Annotated in this window: 12 protein-coding genes and 1 pseudogene; 3 read left to right on the top strand and 10 right to left on the bottom strand. The window is 72.4% G+C overall.

Annotated features, from left to right (window positions below):
• Window positions 1-118 precede the first annotated feature (118 nt).
• A complete protein-coding gene (locus VJ693_RS21725; RefSeq protein ID WP_324157648.1) occupies window positions 119-1,282 on the bottom strand; it encodes a benzoate/H(+) symporter BenE family transporter in 1,164 nt (387 codons plus the stop codon).
• Window positions 1,283-1,345: 63 nt separating this feature from the next.
• Between VJ693_RS21725 and VJ693_RS21720 the strand changes: the two genes are divergently transcribed.
• Complete coding sequence (locus tag VJ693_RS21720; protein ID WP_324157647.1) at window positions 1,346-2,614, top strand: pitrilysin family protein; 1,269 nt, start codon at window positions 1,346-1,348, stop codon at window positions 2,612-2,614.
• On the opposite strand, the gene VJ693_RS21715 is transcribed toward VJ693_RS21720, so the two are convergent.
• Complete coding sequence (locus VJ693_RS21715) at window positions 2,611-4,467, bottom strand: potassium transporter Kup (protein ID WP_324157645.1); 1,857 nt, start codon at window positions 4,465-4,467, stop codon at window positions 2,611-2,613. The two genes, VJ693_RS21720 and VJ693_RS21715, sit on opposite strands and share 4 nt — an antisense overlap.
• 176 nt (window positions 4,468-4,643) lie before the next feature.
• Between VJ693_RS21715 and VJ693_RS21710 the strand changes: the two genes are divergently transcribed.
• On the top strand, window positions 4,644-8,354 hold the full coding sequence (locus tag VJ693_RS21710) for a glycosyltransferase (protein WP_324157643.1): 3,711 nt from the start codon (window positions 4,644-4,646) through the stop codon (window positions 8,352-8,354).
• Here the strand turns inward: VJ693_RS21710 and glmU are convergent.
• The 6 genes and pseudogenes from glmU to VJ693_RS21680 all read right to left on the bottom strand — a co-directional run.
• On the bottom strand, window positions 8,311-9,708 hold the full coding sequence (gene glmU / locus VJ693_RS21705; RefSeq protein ID WP_324157641.1) for a bifunctional UDP-N-acetylglucosamine diphosphorylase/glucosamine-1-phosphate N-acetyltransferase GlmU: 1,398 nt from the start codon (window positions 9,706-9,708) through the stop codon (window positions 8,311-8,313). The two genes, VJ693_RS21710 and glmU, sit on opposite strands and share 44 nt — an antisense overlap.
• A gap of 62 nt (window positions 9,709-9,770) precedes the next feature.
• Complete coding sequence (locus VJ693_RS21700; RefSeq protein WP_324157639.1) at window positions 9,771-11,270, bottom strand: cytochrome ubiquinol oxidase subunit I; 1,500 nt, start codon at window positions 11,268-11,270, stop codon at window positions 9,771-9,773.
• Between the two features lie 158 nt (window positions 11,271-11,428).
• A complete protein-coding gene (locus VJ693_RS21695; protein WP_324157637.1) occupies window positions 11,429-12,070 on the bottom strand; it encodes a DUF4136 domain-containing protein in 642 nt (213 codons plus the stop codon).
• Window positions 12,071-12,074: 4 nt separating this feature from the next.
• On the bottom strand, window positions 12,075-13,043 hold the full coding sequence (gene ttcA / locus VJ693_RS21690) for a tRNA 2-thiocytidine(32) synthetase TtcA (RefSeq protein WP_324157635.1): 969 nt from the start codon (window positions 13,041-13,043) through the stop codon (window positions 12,075-12,077).
• A 26-nt stretch (window positions 13,044-13,069) separates the two neighbouring features.
• Complete coding sequence (locus VJ693_RS21685) at window positions 13,070-13,432, bottom strand: dihydroneopterin aldolase (RefSeq protein WP_324157754.1); 363 nt, start codon at window positions 13,430-13,432, stop codon at window positions 13,070-13,072.
• Between the two features lie 435 nt (window positions 13,433-13,867).
• Window positions 13,868-14,404, bottom strand: a pseudogene (locus VJ693_RS21680) (FAD-dependent oxidoreductase); the annotation flags it as partial.
• A gap of 50 nt (window positions 14,405-14,454) precedes the next feature.
• On the opposite strand from VJ693_RS21680, the gene VJ693_RS21675 reads away from it, so the two are divergent.
• Window positions 14,455-15,585 carry a class I SAM-dependent methyltransferase gene (locus VJ693_RS21675; protein WP_324157633.1) on the top strand — a complete coding sequence of 377 codons (1,131 nt, stop codon included), beginning with the start codon at window positions 14,455-14,457 and terminating at the stop codon, window positions 15,583-15,585.
• A 19-nt stretch (window positions 15,586-15,604) separates the two neighbouring features.
• Here the strand turns inward: VJ693_RS21675 and VJ693_RS21670 are convergent, their stop codons facing one another.
• On the bottom strand, window positions 15,605-16,843 hold the full coding sequence (locus VJ693_RS21670; protein ID WP_324157631.1) for a multifunctional CCA addition/repair protein: 1,239 nt from the start codon (window positions 16,841-16,843) through the stop codon (window positions 15,605-15,607).
• On the bottom strand, window positions 16,840-17,841 hold the full coding sequence (locus VJ693_RS21665; RefSeq protein ID WP_324157630.1) for a complex I NDUFA9 subunit family protein: 1,002 nt from the start codon (window positions 17,839-17,841) through the stop codon (window positions 16,840-16,842). The genes VJ693_RS21670 and VJ693_RS21665 overlap by 4 nt, the downstream gene beginning before the upstream one ends.
• Window positions 17,842-17,855 lie beyond the last annotated feature (14 nt).

Here is a 17,855-nt window from a genome sequence, read left to right as displayed (position 1 = left end):
GGGTCTCCTCGGCAACTCGCGCCCGGGCGGCGCGGAACCAGACAGTGTAGGGACCGCCCTGCGGAGGAATATTCGGTTTGACCCGCCGGCGACCGAGCAAGAACCCGGCCTCGGCGCGTCAGCGGTGGCGCCGCTGGAAGGCCATCGCGACGCCCCCGGCGACCACGCCCCAGAACGCCGAGCCGATGCCGGCCAGCGTCAGCCCCGACAGCGTGACCACGAAGGTCAGCAGCGCGGCGTCGCGGTGGTGTTCGTCCTTCAGCGCCGCGGCCAGCCCGCCGGCGATCGTGCCGAGCAGCGCCAGGCCCGCGACCGCGTCGACCAGCTCGCGCGGGAACGCCGCCATCAGCCCGGCGACCGCGCCGCCGGCCAGGCCGAGCGCGATGTAGAACACGCCGGCCATGGCGGCCGCGGTGTAGCGCCGGGCCGGGTCTTCGTGTGCTTCGCGGCCCATGCAGATCGCGGCGGTGATCGCCGCCAGGTTCAGCGCGTAGCCGCCGAAGGGGGCGAGCAGCAGGCTGGCCACGCCGGTGGCGCCGACCACCGGCGAGACGGGGGTGTCGTAGCCCGAGGCGCGCTGCGCGGCCACGCCAGGCAGGTTCTGCGAGGCCATCGTGACGACGAACAGCGGCAAGCCGATGCCGACCAGCGCGCCCAGGCTGAAGGCCGGCATCGTCAGCACCGGCCGGGTCCAGGCGACGCTGACCCCGTCGAGGTGGATGTGGCCCTGCGCCGCCGCCACCGCGATGCCGGCCATCAGCACGCCGGGCACCGCGTAGCGCGGCCACCAGCGCCGCCCGGCGAGGTAGGCCAGCGCCATCGCGATCACCAGCACCGGCGCGGTCTGCGCGGCGGTGACCGCGTTGAGCGCGAATCGGGCCAGCACGCCGGCCAGCAGGGCCGCGGCGATGGCCATCGGGATGCGGCCCATCACCCGCTCGAACAGCCCCGAGTAGCCGGCTGCGGTGATCAGCAGCGCACAGACCACGAAGGCGCCGGTCGCCTCGGGCAGCGCGATGCCCTGCGTTGCCGCGATCAGCGCCGCGCCGGGCGTCGACCAGGCGGTCAGCACCGGTTGGCGGTAATACAGCGACAGGCCGAGGCTGGTGATGCCCATGCCCAGGCCGAGCGCCCAGATCCACGACGCGGTTTCGGCCGCGTTCGCGCCCAGCGCCTGCGCGGCGGCGAAGACGATGGCCACCGAGCTGGTGAAGCCGACGAGCACGGCGACGAAGCCGGCCACGACGGCGGACAAGGACAGGTCACGTAATGGGTTGCGCATGGGGGCGTGCATGGGCGGCGAGCATAGCGGGGCGGGCGCACAGGCTAAGCTGCGCGGTTCAACATGACCGACAACGACACCACCATCATTTCGCTGCCCAACGGCGTGCGCGTGCTGCTGATCGACCTGCCGCAGCTCGACAGCGCCAGCGTCAGCGTCTTCGTGCGCACCGGCAGCCGCAACGAGAGCCGTCGCCTGAACGGCATCAGCCACGTCGCCGAGCACATGGCCTTCAAGGGCACCAGCGAGCGCAACTGCCAGCAGATCAACCTGGACGCCGAACGGCTCGGCGCCGAGGTCAATGCTCACACCGACAAGGACCACACGGCTTACCACATGCGCGGCCTGGCCGAGCACGCGCCGCTGTTCGTGCGCATGCTGGGCGAGATCGTGCGCGACTCGAGCTTCCCGGCGGACGAGCTGGAGCGTGAGCGCCAGGTCATCCTGCAGGAGCTGGCCGAGTCCGAGGACGATGCCTTCGACACGGCGTTCCAGCTGTTCGACAAGGCCTGCTGGGGCACGCACCCGTTGGCCCAGCCGGTGATCGGCCGGCGGCGCAACATCGAGGCCTTCACGCGCGAGCAGCTGCAAGCCTACGTGGCCCAGCAGTACAGCGGCGTCAACACGGTGGTCGCCGCCGCCGGCCGGATCGACCGCGACACGCTCGTGCGCGAGGCCGAGGCCGCGCTCGGCAGCATGCCGCGCGGCACGCCCAACCTCGTGGCGCCGCCCACGTTCGAAGGCGGGCTGGGCCTGCGCCGCATCGCCGGCAACCAGCAGACCCACGTCGTGCTCGGGTTCGCGGCGCCGCCGGTCACCGACGCCGCGCACACCGCGCACCAGCTGGCCGCCGCCGTGCTCGGCGAAGGCATGAGCTCGCCGCTGATGGATACGCTGCGCGAGCGGCTCGGCCTGGTCTACTACGCGGCCTGCTCGGCCGACCTCGACGACCTCGCGGGCCAGTTCGTCATCGAAGCCTCGATGACACCCACGCACCTGCCGGCCTTTGCCGACGAGGTGCAGCGCCTGCTGCGCGCGCACGCCGCGGAGATCGCCCCGCTGCACCTGGAGCGGGCCCGCAACCAGATCGCCGTGCGGCGGCTGCAGACCTGGGAGCGCCCGTCACGCCGGTTGGAAGACGCGGTGCTGGACCTGTTCGCCTTCGGCCGTGTGCGCTCACGCGCCGAGCGTCGCGCGGCGCTGGAGGCGGTGAGCCGCGACGAGGTGCGGCAGGTGTTTGAGGCGATCCTCGCCGGCCCGGTGGCGGTGGGCGCGGCCGGCAAACTGCCCAAGGCCGCGGCAGACCGGCTGCACGCGCTTGCCGGCGTCTAGATCTCCACCTTGGCGCCGAGCTCGACGATGCGGTTCGACGGCAGCGAGAGGAAGTCGGCCATGTCGGCCGCGTTGCGGTGCATGCTGGCGAAGAGCTTCTCGCGCCACATCGCCATGCCGTCGCCGAAGGTCGGGATCACCGTGTCGCGGCTGAGGAAGTAGCTGGTCTCCATCTCTTCCATCGGCACGCCGCGGCCTTCGAGCAGGCGCAGTGCCTCGGGCACGTCCGGGTCGTTCTTGAAGCCGAAGTTCAGCGTGATCTGCCAGCAGTCGTGGCCGAGCGATTCCATCGTCAGGCGCTTGTCGAAACCGATCCACGGCACCTCGTGGTGCCGCACGTGGACGAACAGGTTGTGCTCGTGCAGCACCTTGTTGTGCTTCAGGTTGTGCATCAGCGCGTTCGGCGCCAGGCCCTCTTCGGCGACCAGGAACACCGCGGTGCCCGACACGCGCACCGGCGGGCTGACGAACACCGCCTCGAGAAAGCCCTTGAGCTCGATCGCCTCGTTGCGCACCCGCTCGTGCATGATCGCGCGGCCCTGCTTCCAGGTCAGCATCAGCACGAACATGCCGGCGCCGATGACCAGCGGGAACCAGCCGCCGGCCAGCAGTTTCAGCGTGTTCGACAGGAAGAAGGTCACGTCGATCACGAAGAAGAAGCCGGTCGCCAGCAGGCACAGCGCGAGCGGGTACTTCCAGCCGTAGCGCACGACGTAGAAGGTCATCACCGTGGTGATGGTCATGTCCATCGTCACCGCGATGCCATAGGCCGAGGCCAGGTTCGACGAGCTCTTGAACAGCGCCACCGCCAGCACGATGAAGGTGAACAGGCTCCAGTTGATGAACGGCACGTAGATCTGGCCGGTGTCGCGCACTGAGGTGTGGCGCACCGTCATGCGCGGCAGGATGCCGAGCTGGATCGCCTGCTTGGTGACCGAGAAGGCCGCCGAGATCAGCGCCTGCGAGGCGATCACCGTCGCGCCCGTGGCCAGGAAGACCAGCGGCAGCCGCAGGCCTTCCGGCGCCATCAGGTAGAACGGGTTCTCGACCGCGTCGGGGCTGGACAGCAGCAGCGCGCCCTGGCCGAAGTAGTTGACCACCAGCGCCGGCATCACCAGGCCGTACCAGGCGATGCGGATGGGCCGTCGGCCGAAGTGGCCCATGTCGGCATACAGCGCTTCGCCGCCGGTCACGCACAGCACGACGGCGCCGAGCGCGATGAAGGCGACCAGCGGCTGGGTGATGAAGAAGCTCAGCGCATAGGCCGGGTTCAGCGCGATCAGCACGCCGGGGTTGGCCCACACGTGCGGCAGCCCGAGCGCGATCAGCGCGAAGAACCAGACCAGCGTGATGGGCCCGAAGAACTTGCCGATGCCGCCGGTGCCGAAGCGCTGCACCGCGAACAGCGCCGTCAGCACGACCAGCGTGATCGGGATCACCCACTCGTGCATGCCCGGCGCGACGACCTGCAGGCCCTCGACCGCCGACAGCACCGAGATCGCCGGCGTGATGACGCCGTCGCCGTAGAAGATCGCGGTGCCGAACAGGCCGACGACCATCAGCGTGCGGCGCAGCGTCGGGCGCTGCTTCACGGCGGTCGTCGCCAGCGCCAGCATCGCGATCAGGCCGCCTTCGCCGTTGTTGTCGGCGCGCAGGATCAGCAGCACGTACTTCAGCGAGACGATGATCGTCATCGTCCAGAAGATCAGGCTCAGGACCCCGAGGATGTTGACCGGTGTCGTCGCGACGTGGCCGGCGTGGAACACCTCTTTCAGCGCATAGAGCGGGCTGGTGCCGATGTCGCCGTAGACGACGCCGAGGGCCGCCAGGGTCAGCGTTGCAAGCGCTGGCAACGAGCGGTTGGCAGAAGTCGTGGGACTCAAATGGCTTGGGCGTAGCGCGGGCAGGCCGCGGGAGGGACGTATTGTGCGCGTTGTGCGGGCGCGGCCTGCGTACAGAAATCGCCGAGAATCGATCAGGCACGCCGCGGCCGTCGCCGCAGCGCTACTTCCAGGTCACGCCGCGAGCCATGCCCGCCGACGCTTCCACGCCCGCTCCTGTTTCGACCGACCACACCCTCGCGCCTGCTGCCACACGATCCACCCGCCTGGTGATCGAGAAGATGGCCGGCACGACGGTGACCGGCTGGGCCTTCGATCCGCAGGCGCCCGGCCAGGAGCGCATCGAGCTGGTCTGCGGCGGCCAGCGTTTCGCGCTGGCGCCGCGGCGCATCTCGCGGGCCGATGTGCTGCGGGCGCTCGGCCTGCCGCCGCCGGCGGCGAACCTGGGCTTCGAATTCGAGCTGCCGCTGGCCATCTGGGCCGCGCTGGCGGAGCCGGGCGCCGAGATGGCGCTGCGCATCGGCGACACGGGCCCGCTGGTCAGGTCACCCTGGCAGCCCACGGCGGCCGGCCTGCGCGCCCTGATGGCCGAGTTGGCGCAGGCACCGGACACGGTGCGCGCGCAGGCCGCGCTGGCGGCCCTGCACCCCCATCTCGACGAGGCGCAGAAGTGGACCGAGCGGGCCGCGCCGGCCGACGCGCCGGCGCTGCCCGTTCCGGGCCATGTCGAAGGCTGGCGCGGCCTGGTGCTGACGGGCTGGCTCGCCGACCGCCCCGATGCACGCGAGGCCTTGCGCCTTCGCTGCGGCGAGCGGCGCTACGAGGTGGCGCTGCGGCGCGTGTCGCGCGGCGACGTCGCCGCGGCGCTGAACCTGGCCAGCGACGAGGTCGGCTTCGAGCTCGAGGTGCCCGGCGTGCTGTGGCGCGACGCACCGGGGGCCGAGGCACTCATGCTGCAGGTCGAGGGCCGAGGCGGCCCGATCGGGCCGGAATGGGCCTTGCCGCGCGCGGCACTGCCGCTGCGCCTGGACGAAGCGCTCGCGCTGGACGACGGGCCGCAGCGCAGCCAGCAGGCCTTGCTGGCGATGGAACACCTGGCCTGGGCCGGCGAGCTGGGGCGCATCGACGATGCCGCGCGCCAGGCGCTGGCGGTGGTGGCCGAGGCGGCGGGGGTGGCGCTCTGGCTGCGGGCGGACCCGCAAGCCGTGGTGGGCGGCGCCGAGCGCTCGCGCAAGCCCTTTCGCATCGTGCCGCACGGGCGCCTGGGCTCGTGGCTGCAGCAGCCGGCCAACGCCGCGCGGGCACTGGCCTGGCTGGTCTGGCTGCGCCGGCAGTCCCGCCTGGCGGGCCTGGCCACCCGCTGGGAGATCATGCTGACGCGTACCACCGGCCTGTTCGACAAGGCCTGTTACGACCAGCAGATCAGCCCGGCCGAGCGCGCCGGCGGGCCGGCGCTGCGCCACTATGTCGAGCAGGGCGACGCGCGCTCGCTGGTGCCGATGATCCTGTTCGACGCGCGCCACTACGGCAGCCAGCTCGAAGGCCGTCGTCACCCGGGCATCAACCGGCTGCTGCACTACGCGCTGGTCGGCCGGGCCCGCGGGCTGTCGCCTTGCGCCTGGTTCGATCCGGCGCACTATCTCGCGACGAACGCCGACGTTCGCGACAGCGGCATCGACCCGCTGACCCACTTCGTCAACTGGGGCTGGCAGGAGCGCCGCCGACCGGCGCCGCGCTTCGAGCCGACCGGCGGAACGCGGCAGGGCCTGCTGCAGCGGCTCGCGGCCGGGCGCGCGGGCGAGGCCGGCGCGCCGCCGATCGACCCCCTGCAGCGCTTCCTGCTCGACGGGCTGCCCGCCGAGGCGCAACCGCTCGAGCCCGGCGCGCTGCCCTGGTCGGTGCCGGCGCGGCTGGACGGTCGCGACTACCTCGACCTGGCGCCCTGGCGCACGCTGCCGAAGCCGGCGGCCGCGCCGACGCTCGACGTGATCGTGCCGGTCTACGCCGGCGCGCAGGAAACGCTGCGCTGCCTGTGGAGCGTGCTCGCGTCGCCGGTCGACACGCCGTTCGAGCTGGTCGTGATCGACGATTGCAGCCCCGAGCCGGCGCTGTCGGCCTTCCTGCGCGAGCTGGCGGCGCTCGGGCTCGTCCGCCTGCTGGTCAACGAGCGCAACCGCGGCTTCGTCGCGACCGTCAACGTCGGCCTCGCGCTGCACGGCGACCGCGATGCGGTGATCCTCAACGCCGACACGCGTGTGCACCCCGGCTGGCTCGACCGGCTCGTGGCCCATGCGCAGGCCGTGCCGCGCGCGGCGTCGATCACGCCGCTGTCGAACAACGCCACCGTCTGCAGCTACCCGCGGCCCTTGCACAGCAACTGGGAACGGCTCGAAGTCGACGACGCCGCCCTCGACGCGCTGGCCGCCGAGGCCAACCGGGGCCGGCACGTCGAGGTGCCGACCGGCGTGGGCTTCTGCATGTGGATGCGCCGCGCGGCACTGGACGCGATCGGCGTGCTCGACGTCGAGCGTTTCGGCCGTGGCTATGGCGAAGAGAACGACTGGTGCCTGCGCGCGCACGCCGTCGGCTGGCGGCACCTGGTGGCCAGTGATGTGTACGTGCTGCACCAGGGCTCGGTGAGCTTTGCCGCCGAGGCCAGCGAGCGCACGCGCGCCGGCATTGCGGTGCTGCTGCAGCACCACCCCGATTACCAGCAGCGCATCGACGCTTGGATCGCGCAGGATCCGCTGGCGCCGGAGCGCGCCCGCCTCGATGCGGGGCGGCTGAGGCGCGCGGCCGAAGCGGCCCCCGGCGGCGGCGTCGTGCTGATGATCAACCACGCCCGCGGCGGCGGGACCGCGCGCCACGAGGCGGAGGCCGCCGCGCGGCTGCGCGCCGAACGCGGCCTCGGCGCGGTGGCGCTGCGGCCCTCGCGCCGCCGTGGCTGCGTCGCGCTCGGCATGCTCGATGGCACGCTCGACCTGCCGGCGCTGCAGGCGCTGCCGATCGCGCCGCTGCTGGCCGACCTGCTGCGCCTGCTCGGCGTGCGCGAGGTGCAGTTGCACCACCTGGTCGACCACCCGCGGCTGCTGCGAGAGCAGTTGGTGGCCTTGTGCGAGGCGATCGGCGCACCGCTGCAGGTCACGCTGCACGACTACCACGCGATCTGCCCGCGCATCAACCTGGTCGACGCGAGCGGCCGCTACTGCGGCGAGCCGGACCGCGACACCTGCAACCGCTGCCTGCAGCGCGACGAGCTCGGCCGCGCCGCCGGCCGCATCGGGCCCTGGCGGGCGGCGAACGCCGAGTTGCTCAAGCGCGCCCAGCGGGTGATCGTGCCGGATCAGGACGTCGCGGGCCGGCTGTCCAACTACTTCCCCGCGGTGCAACTGCAGGTCGAGCCGCACGAGCCGATCCACCTGCCGGCCAGCCCGCCGGTGCGCACCCCGGTGCACGAGGTGCTGGTGATCGGCGCGCTCAGCGTGATCAAGGGCTTCGACGTGCTGCGGGGCCTGGCCAGGAGCCGCGCCGCGGCCGACGCCAGGCTGCACTTCACACTGCTGGGTTACTCGCCCGACGACGCCGCGCTGCGTGCCGCCGGCGTGACGGTGCTGGGCCGCTACGACGATGCGACGCTGGCCGCGCGCATCGCCGAGCTGGCGCCGGACCTGATCCTGCTGCCTTCGGTCTGGCCCGAGACCTTCTGCTATGTGCTGACGCCAGCGGCCGAATCGGGCCGGCCAGTTGCGGTGTTCGACCTCGGCGCCCAGGCACGGCGGCTGAAGGAGGCTGGTGCCGACGCGGTCTACCTGCCGATCGAGCTGGCGGGGCAGCCGGAGGTGCTCGCCAGGTTGCTTATTTCGGAGACTTCTTCGGGCGCTGCCAGCCCGCCAAGCTGACCTGCTTCGCGCGGGCCACGGTGAGCTGGCCCGCCGGCGCGTCCTTGGCGATCGTCGAGCCGCCGCCGATCGTCGCGCCGTCGCCGATCGTGATCGGCGCGACCAGCACGCAGTTGCTGCCCACGTGCACGTCGTTGCCGATCACCGTGCGGTGCTTGTTCGCACCGTCGTAGTTCGCAGTGATCGAGCCGGCGCCGTAGTTGACGCGCGCGCCGACCGTGGCGTCGCCGAGGTAGGCGAGGTGGTTGGCTTTCGCACCGCGGGCCAGCGTCGAGTTCTTGACCTCGACGAAGTTGCCGATGTGCACCTCGTCGCCCAGCACCGCGCCGGGCCGCAGCCGCGCGAACGGGCCGACCAGTGCGCTGGCGCCGACCTGCACGCTCTTGTCGCCCGGCCCGTCGCCCTCGATGTGGGTGAAAGGGTGGATCACCGCGCCGGCGGCGATGCGCGCGTTGCGGATCACGCAGTTTGCCCCGACGCGCACCTCGTCGCCGAGCTCGACCTGGCCTTCGAAGATGCAGTTGACGTCGATCTCGACGTCGCGCCCGTGCCGCAGCGTGCCGCGCAGGTCGAAGCGCGCCGGGTCCATCAGGCGCAGGCCGGCGTTCATCAGCGCCTCGGCCTGGCGGCGCTGCAGCCGGCGCTCGAGATCGGCCAGCTGCGCCGGGCTGTTGACGCCCAGCACCTCGGTCTCGTCGTGCGCCGCGGTGGCCACGACGGGCACGCCATCGGCCACGGCCATCGCGACGATGTCGGTCAGGTAGAACTCGCGCTGCGCGTTGTCGTTCGTCAGCGCCATCACCCAGCGTTTCAGCAGCGCGGTCGGCGCGGCCATCATGCCGGTGTAGACCTCGCGGATCGTGCGCTGCTCGGGTGTCGCGTCCTTGTGCTCGACGATCGCGCGCACGGATTCACCGTCGCGCACGATGCGGCCGTAGCCGGTCGCGTCGGCCAGCGTCACCGTCAGCAGCGCGAGGCGTTGGCTGCCCGCGGCCGCGGCGAGCGCGGCGGCGGTGTCGCTGCCGATCAGCGGCACGTCGCCGTTGAGGATCAGCGTGGTTTCGGCCGCATCGTCCAGCGCCGGCACGGTCTGCTGCACCGCGTGGCCGGTGCCGAGCTGCGGCTCCTGGCGCACGCACACGCCCGCCCCCCCGACGACCTTCTCGACGAGCTGCTCGACGCGTTCGGCGCCGTGGCCGGTGACCACCACGCAGCGCACCGGCGCCAACGGCGCGACCCGGTCCAGCACGTGCTGCAGCAGCGGCCGGCCGGCCAGCTTGTGCAGGACCTTCGGCGTGGCCGAGTGCATGCGGGTGCCCTTGCCCGCGGCCATGATGACGACGTTCAACGCCATGGAAATCTCCGTCCGGAAAAACGCCGAACCGGCGACCGAAGCGCCGGCTCGATACGCCCGGATTATCGGAGGCTCGGGCGCAGCGCCGCGAAGCCGGGCCAGGGCAACGGCCCCGGCCCGCGGCGCCACAGCCATGCCGCGGTGAACGCGAACGCGCCGCCCAGCAGCGCCAGGGCGGCCAGCCGGGCCGCAAGCGCTGCCGCGCCGCCGGCCGCTGCCGGCACCCCGGCCTCGGCCGTCAACAACTGCCCGTACACGACCCAGGGCTGCCGCCCCGCCTCGGCGACCAGCCAGCCGCTGAGCGTGGCCAGCCACGGCAAGGGCAGGGCCGCCATCAGCCAGACCATGACGCGGCGCCCGTCGGGGCCGGCTTCGAACGTGAACCGTTGGCGCCAGGCCAGGGCCAGCAGCACCAGCAGCAGGGCGCCGATGCCGGCCATGACGCGAAAGGCCGTGAACAACACCGGCACGTTCGGGCAGCTCTGGCGTGCCGCCAGGTCGAGGCGGGCTTCGTCCGACAGGCCGGGCCACGCGGCGGCGTGCCGGCGGGCCGCCTGTTGGTAAAGCGTGCGCCACATGGCCAGCTCGGCCGGCGCATCGGGCGCGAGTGCGCGGCGGATCTGCGCTTTCGACCCGGCCAGCAGGTCGCTCACGCCGGGTGGTGACGCGTCGCCCACCAGCAGGCCCATCGCGTGCGGCAGTTCGAGCGACCAGCGGTTGGCCTGCGCTTCGAGGTCCGGCGCGCCCCATACCACGAGCGGCGCGCCGTCCTCGTCGGCCTTCCAGTGTGCCTCCATCGCCGCGAACTTCATCGGCTGGAAGCGCGCGACGTCGAGCGCGCTGTCGTGCCCGGTGTACAGGGTGGCGGCCAGGCCGACGACCCCCATGGGCAGGGCCAGTCGCATCGACACGCGCGCCACCGGCAGATGGCGCTGCCGCAGCAAGTAGCCGCCTGCCGCGGCGAGCATGAAGAAGGCCCCGGTCACCACACTGGCGGCGAGCGTGTGGGCGATCTTGGTATGGGCATACGGATTGGCGAACACATCCCACAGCGAGACGAGCTGCGCCCCGCTGGCCGTGAAGGCCACGCCCACCGGGTGCTGCATCCAGGCGTTCATCGTCAGGATGCCGGCGGCCTGTGTGGCCATGGCCAGCAGCAGCAGCACGCTCGAGGCCAGGCGGGTGCGCGGCCCGAGCCGACTGCCGGCCAGGCTGAGCACGGCCACCAGCGACAGCATCAGCGGTGCGATCCAGGCCTCGAGCGCCATGACGGCGGCCAGCACCTCGTGAACGGCCTCCGAATAGCCCGGCCAGTGCGACTGCAGCTGCCAGCGCAACGGGTAGCCGGTGACCATGCCCACCACCCAGGCCAGCAGGAAGAAGCGCCGCCAGAAGTCCGCCGCCTCGGCCCACACGCTGCGGCCGGTGCGCACATGCGCCGCCTCCATCAGGCACAGCGCCAGCGCCAGGCCCAGGGTCAAGGGGACGAAGAGATAGTGGAAGCTGGCCGTCACGCCGAATTCCAGGCGGGGCAGGGCCAGCTCGAGGGCATCGGCGTTCATCGGTTCGCGGGCTCGAGTGGGACCGCGGCAGTCTGGAACTGCCAGGCCTCGCCCACTCGGACGATGAACGGCGGCCCGCGCCGTCAGATCGGGGCAACGATCAACACGCTGTTACGCGCCGGCCTCTTGAATGAACCAGCTGCCCGCCGCCGCGCCAACTACGGCAGCTGGATGTCCACGTCGTGCGGCTCGTTCTGGACCTTCGGAAAGTCCTTCAGCGCGGCCGAGAACATCGCGGCGATGACTTGCGGCCCGCCGGCAGTGATGCCATCGGTGCGGGCGCGGGCCTCGTACAGCGGCTGGCCCGAGGCCTTGTCGCGGATCAGCAGGCCGACCTCGCGCTGGTACTCGCTCGATTCGGTGCGCCAGCGCCACGGGCCGTACGGGCCCCAGACGCCGGGCCAGCCGGGGCCCATCCAGCGCGAGCCATAGGGCCGCCACCACAGCGGGTCGTCCCAGGGCGAGCGGTCGTAGCGGGTGACGCGCGCGCCGATCTGCACGACGACATCGGGCTGCGCGCCGGGGGCGGCCGGGGCGAAGCCCGCCGTCTGCAAGGCCTGGTGCGCGCCCTGTTCCACGTCCGCCTGCAAACCGCCGGGCGCGGCCTGCTGCGAGGGCAGGCGCTCGATCACGTAGCTGCCGGCCGGCCGGCCGGCGGGCCAGTTGCCGAAGGTGCTGACCTCGCTGGTCAAGGTCTTGAGCGAGGCGCAGCCGGCGAGCGAGGCCGCCATCAGGACCGCGCCGACGGCGCAACTCCAGCGGGCAGCGTCGCGGCCGGCGGGGCGGACAGTGGTGTTCATCGGCTCACTCCTGTGGTTCCACCGGCAAGGCCGGTACCTGCTGCGTCAGACCCCATTGAACGACCTGCGGTTCAGCCGAGTTGACGCCGCCGGCCGGCGTGGCGCAGCTTTCGTCGTCCTCATCGAAGGCCTTGTCGCCGGCGGGGTCGGGCCGGCCCGTCGCGCGGATCGTCTGGAACGGATAGAGCGAGCGGTCCATCATGTGCGACAGCGTGATGTTGCCCATCGCGCTGAACATGTTGTCGATGCGGCCGGGGTAGGCCTTGTCCCACTCGCGGATCATCTTCTTGGTCTGCACGCGCTGCAGGTTCTCCTGGCTGCCGCACAGGCTGCACGGGATGATCGGGAACCGGCGGTGCGCGGCCCAACGCTCGAGGTCGGTCTCGGCCACGTAGGCCAGTGGCCGGATCACGACGTGCTCGCCGTTGTCGCTGACGAGCTTCGGCGGCATGCCCTTGATGCGCGAGCCGAAGAACATGTTCATCAGCAGCGTGACCACCATGTCGTCGCGGTGGTGGCCCAGCGCGATCTTGGTCGCGCCCAGCTCCTTGGCGACGCGGTAGAGGATGCCCCGGCGCAGCCGCGAGCACAGGCTGCACATCGTCTGCCCCTCGGGGACGAGCTTCTTGACGATCGAGTAGGTGTCCTGCGTCTCGATGTGGAAGGGCACGCCGCGCGAGCGCAGGTAGTTCGGCAGCACCTCGGCCGGGAAGCCCGGCTGCTTCTGGTCGAGGTTGACGGCGACGAGCTCGAAGCGGATCGGGGCGCGCTGCTGCAGGTTCAGCAGGATGTCGAGCAGCGCGTAGCTGTCCTTGCCGCCCGACAGGCAGACCATGACCTTGTCGCCGTCCTCGATCATGTTGAAGTCGGCGATCGCCTGGCCGACCTGGCGGTGCAGGCGCTTGCTCAGCTTGTTGATCTCGAAGGCGGCCTTCTTCTCGGCGGCCGTGGTGGAGGCCGTTGCCTCGGTCATCGTCGTGCTTGTATCCATGGTCGTCGTCACCACACGCCTGCTTCACAGCGGATGGCGACCTCGCAGTCATCAAAAATCTTCAGCTTGGCCACGCGGATGCGCACGCCCAGCACACCGGGCAGGCGCATCAGCCGCACGCACAGCTTGGCCAGCAGCGATTCGAGCAGGTCAGTGTGCTCGGCGGTGCACTCGTCGATGATGATCTGGCGCACCTTGCGGTAGTCCAGCACGTGCGCAATTTCCGCGTCGCGCGGCAGGGCGGGCTGCTCGCCGAGGTTCAGCTCGGCGTCGACCTGGATCGGCTGCGGCCCGTCGCGCTCGTGCGCCAGCACGCCGAGGTTGGCCCCGAAGCGCAGCCCGGTGAGCTGCAGGATCTGGCTGTTCAGCATCGACAGCGGGGCCTTGGACGTGGCCGCCGCGCGCGCCCCGGTGTCGGGGTGCACGAACGCCGCCACCTGCCGCGCCGCGACGACGCCGTCGGCCAGGGCCGTCTGCACGCACGGGTGCCAGCGGCCCGCGGCATCGCCGGCCACGTAGACACCCAGCGCCTCGCTCGGCTGGCCCGGGCGCAGCGGCGCATGCGTTTCGTCGGCCGAGGCCAGGGCCTGGTTCAACCAGTCCCACGGCGCGGGCTCGGGCTCGTAGCCGAACAGCACGGCCACGGCGTCGAAGGCCTCGGTGCCGAAGGCCTCGGAGCGGGTCTCGAACCCACCGCCCGGCAGCGGGCGCAGCGTGCCGGGCACGGGGGTGTGCCGCCGTTGCACGATGGCCGGGTAGCGCGCCAGCGCGGCGACGAGCCCCGCCTGGCCCTGCCAGTCGCCGCGCGTCCACAGCGTGACGGCATGGCCGCGCTCGGCCAGGTAGCTGGCGTTTTCCAGCGCGTTGTCGCCGCCGCCCAGCAGCAGCACGCGCCCTGGCGGCAGTGTCGCGCGCCGGGCCGTCAAGGCCAGGGCGTCCATCGGCACCGCGTCGCCGGCGAAATAGGCCGCGGGGCGCAGCGGCCGCACGCCGGTCGCGACGATCAGCGCGGCCGCGTGCAGGGCCTGGCCATCGGCCAGGGCGACCTCCCAGCCGCCCGCGCGCCGCACGAGCCCGTTCACCGTGGTCCCGAGCTGCCAGGCGATGCCGGGCCGCTGGCGCACATGGGAGGCCAGGCGGGTGCCGATCGAGCGCAGCGGCTCCTGCGGGTGGCCGAGCACCCAGTCCTGCGCGAAGTCGAGCGCGGCCAGCGTGGCGCAGGGCGCGGCGGCGCGGTCGACGACGGCCACGCGCAGGCCCATCTGGTCGGCCCAGGACGCGGCGCTGCAACCGGCCGGGCCGGCGCCGATCACCACGCAGTCCAGCGGCGGAGCGTCGATCATGGGGGTGGTTGGAAAGGGTGAGGGCAGGGCGCGCTTCCTACAATCGGCCGATGCCAGCACGCGAAGCCTTCAGTGTATCGGGCGCCCCCCACGGCGGCGGTGACGCCTTGCTGGCGCGCATTCGCACGGCCATCGCCGAGGCGGGCGGCTGGCTGCCCTTCGACCGCTACATGGCGCTCGCGCTGTACGAGCCGGGCCTGGGCTACTACGCCAATGCGCGGGTCAAGCTCGGCCGCATGCCGGCCGACGGCAGCGATTTCGTCACCGCGCCGGAGCTCTCGCCGCTGTTCGGCCGCGCGCTGGCCGCGCAGGTGGCCCAGGTGCTCGAGCGGGCCGATGCCGACGAGGTGTTCGAGTTCGGCGCCGGCTCGGGGGCACTGGCCGAATCGGTGCTCGATGGCCTGGCGGCGATGGGCCACGCCTTTGCCCGCTACACCATCATCGAGGTCTCGGCCGAGCTGCGCGCGCGCCAGCAGGCGCGGCTGGCGAGGTTCGGCGAGCGCGTGCAATGGGCCGAGCGCTGGCCCGAGCAGATGCGCGGCGTGGTGCTCGGCAACGAAGTGCTCGATGCGATGCCCGTGCAGCTGCTGCACTTCGACGGCGCGCAGTGGCAAGAGCGCGGCGTCGCATGCCGTGGCGATGGCCTCGCCTTCGAAGACCGGCCGACCGGGCTGCGGCCGCCGCACGAGGGGCCGTTCCTGCCCGGCACGGTGACCGAGATCCACGCCCAGGCCGAGGCCTTCGTCGCCAGCCTGGCCGGCCACCTCGCCGAGGGCGCGGCCTTCTTCATCGACTACGGCTTTCCCGAAGCCGAGTACTACCACCCGCAGCGCGTGGGCGGCACGCTGATGTGCCACCGGGCCCACCTGTCCGATGCCGACCCCCTCGAAGACCCCGGCCAGAAGGACATCACCGCCCACGTCAACTTCACGGGCATCGCGATCGCCGCCCAGGACGCCGGCCTCGACGTGATCGGCTACACCAGCCAGGCGCGCTTCCTGATCAACTGCGGCATCGCGCCGCTGCTCGAGGCGGCCGACCTGCGCGAGCGGGCGATGGCGCAGAAGCTCATCACCGAGCATGAGATGGGAGAGCTCTTCAAGGTGATCGGCTTCGCGACGCCGGGGCTGGCCTTCGAGCCGATTGGCTTCGCCGAGGGGGACCGGCTGCATCGTCTGTGATGGCCCTCACCGACGCGGCTCACGCGCCGGATTCGCACGCCAGCGCCGCGGCGATGGCCTGCGCCCGCGCCTGGTGGATCGCCTTCGCGATCGCCTCGCCTTGCGCGCCGCGGGCCATCGCGGCGGCGGCGACGTCGGCGGTCGGCAGGGCGGCGGCCGCTTCGAAGGCGCGGGTCAGCAGCGGGCGGCTCGGGTAGTCGCGCTGCTCCAGCCCGAGCCGGCCGCGCGCATCGATCTCGCAGGCGAGCAGGGCCTGGGCGAAGCGCTCCGGGCGGCGGAAGGCATCGCAGCGCTCGATCAGCCGCAGCAGCGCGGCCGGGCCGAGTTCGGTGGCGCGGTGGATGTTGGTGTGCTCGCGGGCCACCACCGCCGCCAGCTCGGTCGCCTCGGTCGGCGCCTTCAGCCGCGCGGCCAGCGCACGCGCGAGCCGTTCGCTGCGGCCCTCGTGGCCGATGTGGCGCGGCCACTCGTCAGGCCGCGTCGTGCCCTTGCCCAGGTCGTGGCACAGGCAGGCGAAGCGCACAGTCAAGGGGGCGTCCATCGCCGCGGCCTGGTCCAGCACCAGCTCGAGGTGGTGGCCGGTGTCGACCTCGGGGTGGTGCGCCTCGGGCTGCGGCACGCCGTACAGCCGTTCGACCTCGGGCAGCAGGCGCGCCAGCGCGCCGCCCTCGCGCAGCACCTGCAGCATGCGGCTGGGCTTGGGCTCCATCAGGCCGGTGGCCAGCTCCTGCCAGACGCGCTCGGGCACCAGCGCGTCGACCTCGCCGGCCTCGACCATCTCCCGCACCAGCGCCATCGTCTCTGGCGCGACGCTGAAATCGTGAAAGCGGGCGGCGAAGCGCGCCAGCCGCAGGATGCGCACCGGGTCTTCGGCGAAGGCCTCGCTGACGTGGCGCAGCACCTTGGCCTCCAGGTCGCGCCGGCCATCGTAGGGGTCGATCAGCGCGCCGTGCTCGTCCTGGGCGATGGCATTGATCGTCAGGTCACGGCGGCGCAGGTCGTCTTCCAGTGTCACCGCCGGGTCGGCATGCACGACGAAGCCGCGGTAGCCCGGCGCGGTCTTGCGCTCGGTGCGCGCCAGCGCGTGCTCCTCGTGCGTCTGCGGGTGCAGGAAGACCGGGAAATCCTTGCCGACGGGGGTGTAGCCGGCGGCCACCATGGCCTCGGGCGTGCTGCCGACGACGACCCAGTCACGGTCGTTGACCGGGCGGCCCAGCAGCGCGTCGCGCACTGCGCCGCCGACGATGTAACGCTTCATTCGTGGTGGGCGCGGTAGCTGCCCAGGCGTGCGCTGCCGGCGCCACCGCCCAGCACCCCGGGCGCCACCGCGGCCAGCGGCGTCGGCTGGATGCCCAGGGCCGCGAGCCCCGGCATGCCGGGGTGGGCGACGCTCGGCACCTGCATCGAGGCCAGGTTGTCGCGCGTCATCAGCGGCTCGCCGGGCAGCCATTCCATCAGCAGCGCTTGCAGCTTCGCCACCGCCGGCGGCAGCGCCACCACCGGGCGCGGGTGGCCGCTGAATTCGCCGGCCGCGTGCACCAGCTCGGCCAGCGTCATCACCTCGGGGCCGGTGCATTCGTAGGTCTGGCCGATGGTCTCGGGCCGCGCGAGGCAGCGCGCCAGGGCCTCGGCCACATCGTCCACCCAGACCGGCTGGAAGCGCGCATCGGCCGCGGCCAGCGGCACGATCGGCGCGAGCCGCTGCACGGCGGCGAACAGGTTCAGCAAATGATCGCCCGCGCCGAAGATCAGCGAGGGGCGCAGGATCGTCAGGTCGAGGCCGGCCTCTCGCAAGGCGGCCTCGCCGGCGGCCTTGCTGCGCAGGTAGCGCGAAGGCGCGTCGGCCGTGGCGCCCAGCGCGCTGATGTGGACCACCCGCCGCACGCCGGCGGTGTGGCAGGCGGCGGCCAGGCGGCGCGGCAGCGCGACATGCACCTGCTCAAAGTCATCGTCGCTGCCGTGCAGGATGCCAATCAGGTTGACGACCGCCGCGGCGCCGGCGACCAGCCGCGCGAGCGCCACGTCGTCGTACAGGTCGGCCTCGATCACGTCGACCCGCGGCAAGGCGCCGAGCGCGGCCAGGCCATGCCCCATGTGTCGGGTCGGCGCGAGCAGCCAGGGGCCCTCGTCGTGCCCGGGCCGGCACAGCATCTCGGCCAGCGTGCGGCCGACGAAGCCGGTGCCGCCGAGCAGCAGCCAGTAGCCGGGCGGTGCGCCGTGCCCGCTGGCAAATCGGATCTCTGCAGGTTCCGCCATGGCAGCCTCCTGCG

This window comes from Ideonella sp. (assembly GCF_035254525.1).
GTDB lineage: Bacteria > Pseudomonadota > Gammaproteobacteria > Burkholderiales > Burkholderiaceae_C > Ideonella.
This window is presented reverse-complemented; position numbering and strand designations above follow the sequence as displayed.

Coding starts and splice junctions, on each gene's coding strand:
- VJ693_RS21725 (WP_324157648.1), bottom strand. CDS start 1,282: ATGCGCAACCCATTACGTGACCTGTCCTTGTCCGCCGTCGTGGCCGGC.
- VJ693_RS21720 (WP_324157647.1), top strand. CDS start 1,346: ATGACCGACAACGACACCACCATCATTTCGCTGCCCAACGGCGTGCGC.
- VJ693_RS21710 (WP_324157643.1), top strand. CDS start 4,644: ATGCCCGCCGACGCTTCCACGCCCGCTCCTGTTTCGACCGACCACACC.
- glmU (WP_324157641.1), bottom strand. CDS start 9,708: ATGGCGTTGAACGTCGTCATCATGGCCGCGGGCAAGGGCACCCGCATG.
- VJ693_RS21700 (WP_324157639.1), bottom strand. CDS start 11,270: ATGAACGCCGATGCCCTCGAGCTGGCCCTGCCCCGCCTGGAATTCGGC.
- VJ693_RS21695 (WP_324157637.1), bottom strand. CDS start 12,070: ATGAACACCACTGTCCGCCCCGCCGGCCGCGACGCTGCCCGCTGGAGT.
- ttcA (WP_324157635.1), bottom strand. CDS start 13,043: ATGACCGAGGCAACGGCCTCCACCACGGCCGCCGAGAAGAAGGCCGCC.
- VJ693_RS21685 (WP_324157754.1), bottom strand. CDS start 13,432: ATGCTGAACAGCCAGATCCTGCAGCTCACCGGGCTGCGCTTCGGGGCC.
- VJ693_RS21675 (WP_324157633.1), top strand. CDS start 14,455: ATGCCAGCACGCGAAGCCTTCAGTGTATCGGGCGCCCCCCACGGCGGC.
- VJ693_RS21670 (WP_324157631.1), bottom strand. CDS start 16,843: ATGAAGCGTTACATCGTCGGCGGCGCAGTGCGCGACGCGCTGCTGGGC.
- VJ693_RS21665 (WP_324157630.1), bottom strand. CDS start 17,841: ATGGCGGAACCTGCAGAGATCCGATTTGCCAGCGGGCACGGCGCACCG.